This window comes from Pseudomonas turukhanskensis, assembly GCF_027922365.1.
Classification (GTDB): Bacteria; Pseudomonadota; Gammaproteobacteria; order Pseudomonadales; family Pseudomonadaceae; genus Aquipseudomonas; species Aquipseudomonas turukhanskensis.
This window is the reverse complement of record NZ_BSFN01000023.1, coordinates 58,871-64,399: the sequence shown is the minus strand read 5'-3', so window position 1 is coordinate 64,399 and position 5,529 is coordinate 58,871. Positions and strand designations below refer to the sequence as shown.

Below are 5,529 nucleotides of genomic sequence, written 5' to 3'. Positions count from 1 at the left end.
ATAGACCTGAGACAACGGGCAACATGATCATCAACCTGTTACCCATGTCTCCCGACAGGTGTTTACCATGTCCCCCGGCTGAACACTCCGCGCACCGAAGTGCACTCGCTGAAACCGCCTGGTGCGCGCAGCACACCCTACCGGGGCTAACGCAGACCTTAGTCCGCCAGACGCCAGGTCGTCCCGCCCTTGCCGTCTTCAAGCACAACGCCCATGGCGGTGAGCTCGTCGCGGATACGGTCGGATTCGCCCCAGTTCTTGTCGGCACGCGCCTGCAGGCGCGCAGCAATCAAGGCATCCACCTGCGCGGCGTCCACCTTGCCTTCGGCGCCAGCGCGCAGGAAGTCGTCGGCGTCCATCTGCAACACGCCCAGCACGCTCGCCAGCTCTTTCAAACGCGCCGCCAAACCGGCCGCCGCGTTGATATCGCTGTCACGCAGGCGGTTGATTTCGCGCACCAGCTCGAACAGCACCGCGCACGCTTCCGGCGTACCGAAGTCGTCGTTCATGGCCGCGGTAAAGCGCTCCACCAGGGCATCGCCACCGGCAGGCGCCACAACCGGCAAGCCTTTGAGGGCGTGGTAAAACCGCTCCAGCGCGCTCTTGGCTTCTTTCAGGTTGTCTTCGGAGTAGTTGATGGAGCTGCGGTAGTGGCTGGACACCAACAGGTAGCGCACTACTTCCGGCTGATACTTTTCCAACACATCACGAATGGTGAAGAAGTTGTTCAACGACTTGGACATCTTCTCGCCGTTGATACGGATCATGCCGCAGTGCATCCAGGCATTGGCGTACGGCTTGCCGGTGGCCGCCTCGCTCTGGGCAATCTCGTTTTCGTGGTGCGGGAATTCCAGGTCGTTGCCACCACCGTGGATGTCGAAGGTGTCACCCAGGCAGCAGGTGGACATCACCGAGCACTCGATATGCCAGCCCGGCCGGCCCGCGCCCCATGGCGACTCCCAGCTTGGCTCGCCCGGTTTCACGCCTTTCCACAGCACGAAATCCAGCGGGTCTTCCTTGGCTTCGTCCACTTCGATGCGCGCGCCGATGCGCAGGTCTTCGACCTTCTTGCGCGACAGCTTGCCGTAGCCCAGAAACTTGTTGACCCGGTAATACACGTCGCCGTTGCCCGGCGCGTAGGCGTAACCCTTGTCGATCAGGGTCTGGATCATCGCGTGCATGCCGTCGATATGGTCGGTGGCGCGCGGCTCCATGTCCGGCTTTTTGATGTTCAGACGGGCTTCGTCTTCGTGCATGGCATCGATCATGCGCGCGGTCAGGGCATCGAAACTCTCGCCGTTGTCGCGGGCGCGGTTGATGATCTTGTCGTCGATGTCGGTGATGTTGCGCACGTAGGTCAGGTCATACCCGCTAAAGCGCAGCCAGCGGGTAATCAGGTCGAAGGCCACCATGCTGCGGCCGTGGCCCAGGTGGCAGTAGTCGTACACGGTCATGCCGCACACGTACATGCGCACCTTGTTGCCATCGAGCGGCTTGAACGGCGCTTTGGTTTTGGTCAGCGTGTTGTAGATCGAAAGCACGTTAGCTCCTCACGCCCACGAATCGCGCAGGGTCACGGTGCGGTTGAACACCGGACGGCCTGGTTGCGAGTCTTTGATATCGGCGCAGAAGTAACCTTCGCGCTCGAACTGGAAGCGGTCTTCGGGTTTGGCCTGGGCCAGCGACGGCTCGGCGCGGCAACCGGTGAGCACTTGCAGCGAATCGGGATTGATGTTGTCGAGGAAGCTCGCGCCTTCTTCCGCTTTTTCCGGGCTTGGCGAGCGGAACAGACGGTCGTACAGACGCACTTCGCATTCCACGCTGGCAGCGGCCGGCACCCAGTGGATCACGCCTTTGACCTTTCGGCCTTCGGGGTTCTTGCCGAGGGTGTCCGGGTCGTACGAGCAACGCAGTTCGACGATATTGCCATCGGCATCTTTGATCGCCTCGTCAGCACGGATCACGTAGCTGCCACGCAGACGCACTTCACCGCCCGGCTCCAGGCGCTTGTAGCCTTTTGGCGGCTCTTCCATAAAGTCGTCGCGGTCGATGTAAATCTCGCGCTCGAACGGCAAGGCGCGTACGCCCATGTCGTTTTTCGGGTGGCACGGCAGCTCGAGGTTTTCGACCTGGCCTTGCGGGTAATTGGTAATCACGACTTTCAGCGGTCGCAACACGCACATGGCGCGCGGGGCGTTGTGGTCCAGGTCGTCACGGATGGCGAATTCGAGCATGGCGAAATCCACCACGCCGTCGGAACGGTTGGTGCCGATCATTTCGCAGAACTTGCGAATGGCCGCGGCGGTGTAACCACGACGACGGAAGCCCGACAGCGTGGACATACGCGGGTCGTCCCAACCATTTACGTGCTTTTCGTCCACCAGTTGCTTGAGCTTGCGCTTGCTGGTGACGGTGTAGCTCAGGTTCAGGCGCGAGAACTCGTACTGGCGCGGGTTGGCCGGCACCGACAAGTGCTCCAGGAACCACTCGTACAACGGACGATGGCCTTCGAATTCCAGGGTGCAGATGGAATGGGTAATGCCTTCAATGGCATCCGACTGACCGTGGGTAAAGTCGTAGTTCGGGTAAATGCACCAGGTGTCGCCGGTCTGGTGGTGGTGAGCATGGCGAATGCGATACAGGATCGGGTCGCGCAGGTTCATGTTCGGCGAAGCCATATCGATCTTGGCGCGCAGCACGCGGGCGCCGTCTTCGAATTCACCGGCTTTCATGCGCGCGAACAGGTCGAGGTTTTCCTCCACCGAACGGTCGCGGAACGGGCTGTTCTTGCCCGGCTCGGTGAGCGTGCCGCGGTATTCCTTGGCTTGCTCGGGGCTCAGGTCATCGACGTAGGCGTTGCCGGCCTTGATCAGCTCAACGGCCCAATCGTGCAACTGGTCGAAATACTGCGAGGCAAAACGCACTTCGCCGTCCCACTGAAAGCCCAGCCACTGCACGTCGCTTTTGATGGCGTCGATGTATTCCTGGTCTTCCTTGGCCGGGTTGGTGTCGTCAAAGCGCAGGTTGCATACGCCACCAAACTCCTCGGCCAGGCCGAAGTTCACGCAGATCGATTTGGCATGGCCAATGTGCAGGTAGCCGTTGGGCTCCGGCGGAAAGCGGGTGACGATCTTGGTGTGCTTGCCCGAATCGAGATCAGCCTGAACGATCTGGCGCAGGAAGTTGGCAGGAACAACAGGGGCAGCTTTGCCATCGGCAGAGGGAACGGCAGCGGAGTCGTGAGTAGGCTTGCTCATAGGATCCTTGAACGTACAGGTGCGCAGCCAGGGTAGGCCGACCAAAACAAAGCGCTTATCATAGCCGAAGCTGTCAACCCCCTGACAGGCCTTCGAATTTCTCGACAGAGTGGATTTTCCCATGATCAAGCTGCACACCAATTACGGCGTCATCACCCTGAACCTGTTCGCTGACAAGGCACCGGAGACCGTTGCCAACTTTGAGGAATACGTGAAGGCCGGTCATTACGACAACACCGTATTCCACCGCGTGATCAGCAACTTCATGATTCAAGGCGGCGGTTTCGAGCCAGGCATGAAGCAGAAAGCCACCCGCGCCACCATCAAGAACGAAGCCAACAACGGCCTTTCCAACAAAGTGGGCACCGTTGCCATGGCCCGCACCATGGAGCCGCATTCGGCCTCGGCACAGTTTTTCATCAACGTGTCCGACAATAACTTCCTCGACCACAGCGCACCGACCGTTCAAGGCTGGGGCTACACCGTGTTTGGTGAAGTGGTAGACGGCATGGACGTGGTCAACAAAATCCGCGCCGTGGCCACCACCATGAAATCCGGCCACCAGGACGTTCCGGTTGATGACGTGATCATCGAACGCGCCGAGATCGTTGCCGAGTAAGCCGATTGATCACCCTTCTGATCTCGGATCTGCACCTCGAAGAACAACGCCCGGACATTACCCGGGCGTTTGTGCATTTTCTCGCCGGCCGCGCCCGTACGGCCGGCGCCCTGTATATCCTCGGCGACTTTTTCGAGGCCTGGATTGGCGACGACGCCATGACCCCCTTCCAGGCCTCCATCGCCCAGGCCCTTCGCGAGCTGAGTGACAGCGGCACCGCCATCTACCTGATGCACGGCAACCGCGACTTTATGCTCGGCCAAGGTTTTTGCCGCGCCGCCGGCTGCTCATTGCTGGCCGACCCCACCCGGGTTGAGCTCGGCGGTGAACCGGTGCTGCTGATGCACGGCGACAGCCTGTGCACCCGCGACGAGGCCTATATGCGCCTGCGCCGCTACCTGCGCCACCCCCTCACCCTGTTTATTCTGCGCAACCTGCCGCGGCGCACGCGGGAGAAACTCGCGCGCAAACTGCGCAAGGAAAGCAGCACGCAAACGCGGATGAAAGCGGCGGATATCGTCGACGTCACCCCTGAAGAAGTGCCGCGCCTGATGCAGGAATTCGGCGTGCGCACCCTTATCCACGGCCACACCCACCGCCCCGCCGTGCACCGTCTGCAAATCAACGGCGAGCCGGCGCGACGCATCGTGCTCGGCGACTGGGACAAACAGGGTTGGGCCTTGCAGGTGGATGACCAAGGGTTTCAGCTGGCCGCATTCGACTTTGTGCCAGCCGACAGCGCAGCCCCATGACCTTTGCCCTGGACCCGGTGCTGACCGGCACCCACCTGTCGCTACAGCCCCTGCACGCCAGCGACGCCCCGCGCCTGCTGGAAGCCGCGAGCGATGGCCGCTTGTGGGAAATGAAGCTCACCGTCATACCCGGCCCCGACACCGTGGAGCAGTACCTGGCCACCGCCCTGGCCGGGCGCGCGGCGGGCACGGTGATGCCGTTTGTGCTGGTGCGTCACAGCGACGGCCAGGTGCTCGGCAGTACCCGCTTCTGGAAAATCGACCGCGTTAACCGCAAGGTGGAAATCGGCCATACCTGGCTGAGGCAATCGGCCCAGCGTTCCGGCGCCAATACCGAAGCGAAGTTTTTGTTGCTACAGCATGCGTTTGAAGTGATGGACTGCGTGCGCGTGCAATTCACCACCGATGAACTGAACGAAAAATCCCGCGCGGCGATTCTGCGCATTGGCGCGACGCAAGAAGGCATCGTGCGGCACGAGCGCATCATGCCCGATGGGCGCAAGCGCAATTCCGTGCGGTTCAGCATCATCGACAGCGAGTGGCCGGCGGTGAAGGCGATGTTGCTCACCAACACGACCCTTCAACACCACCCTGTGCCCTAACACTGTCGTCCCAGCGCAGGCTGGGACCCAGAATCTCACCTCATACCTAGCACCGCGCCCCATCCAACATTCTGGATCCCAGCCTGCGCTGGGATGACGGTGGGTTGCCATAAATTCAGCGAAAGACCCGGCTACTCATATTCACTGCTGAAGGCGACGTTGCTCACCAACACGCCCCTTCAACACCACCCTGTGCCCCAGCACCGTCGTCCCAGCGCAGGCTGGGACCCAGAATCTCACGTCATACCCAGCACCGCGCCCCATCCAACATTCTGGATCCCAGCCTGCGCTGGGATGAC

The 5,529-nt window shown here is 61.2% G+C and carries 5 protein-coding genes; 3 read left to right on the top strand and 2 right to left on the bottom strand.

Annotation, left to right across the window (positions count from 1 at the left end):
• Positions 1-158: 158 nt before the first annotated feature.
• Both cysS and PKE98_RS23855 read right to left on the bottom strand, forming a co-directional pair.
• Positions 159-1,541 (bottom strand): cysteine--tRNA ligase, encoded by a 1,383-nt coding sequence (gene cysS / locus PKE98_RS23860; RefSeq protein WP_271197920.1) that lies wholly within the window; start codon positions 1,539-1,541, stop codon positions 159-161.
• A gap of 9 nt (positions 1,542-1,550) precedes the next feature.
• Positions 1,551-3,257 carry a glutamine--tRNA ligase/YqeY domain fusion protein gene (locus tag PKE98_RS23855; RefSeq protein ID WP_271197919.1) on the bottom strand — a complete coding sequence of 569 codons (1,707 nt, stop codon included), beginning with the start codon at positions 3,255-3,257 and terminating at the stop codon, positions 1,551-1,553.
• Positions 3,258-3,378: 121 nt separating this feature from the next.
• On the opposite strand from PKE98_RS23855, the gene PKE98_RS23850 reads away from it, so the two are divergent.
• Genes PKE98_RS23850 through PKE98_RS23840 form a run of 3 tightly spaced genes read left to right on the top strand, consistent with a single transcriptional unit; the run spans position 3,379 to position 5,230 of the window.
• Positions 3,379-3,876 (top strand): peptidylprolyl isomerase, encoded by a 498-nt coding sequence (locus PKE98_RS23850; protein WP_271197918.1) that lies wholly within the window; start codon positions 3,379-3,381, stop codon positions 3,874-3,876.
• 8 nt (positions 3,877-3,884) lie between these two features.
• The gene (locus PKE98_RS23845) at positions 3,885-4,628 is read left to right on the top strand and encodes a UDP-2,3-diacylglucosamine diphosphatase (protein WP_271197924.1); all 744 of its coding nucleotides are present in this window, start codon (positions 3,885-3,887) and stop codon (positions 4,626-4,628) included.
• On the top strand, positions 4,625-5,230 hold the full coding sequence (locus PKE98_RS23840) for a GNAT family N-acetyltransferase (RefSeq protein WP_271197917.1): 606 nt from the start codon (positions 4,625-4,627) through the stop codon (positions 5,228-5,230). The genes PKE98_RS23845 and PKE98_RS23840 overlap by 4 nt, the downstream gene beginning before the upstream one ends.
• Positions 5,231-5,529 lie beyond the last annotated feature (299 nt).

Excerpts from the sequence above, each read along its gene's own strand:
- PKE98_RS23850 (WP_271197918.1), top strand. The coding sequence starts at position 3,379 with ATGATCAAGCTGCACACCAATTACGGCGTCATCACCCTGAACCTGTTC.
- PKE98_RS23855 (WP_271197919.1), bottom strand. The coding sequence starts at position 3,257 with ATGAGCAAGCCTACTCACGACTCCGCTGCCGTTCCCTCTGCCGATGGC.
- PKE98_RS23840 (WP_271197917.1), top strand. The coding sequence starts at position 4,625 with ATGACCTTTGCCCTGGACCCGGTGCTGACCGGCACCCACCTGTCGCTA.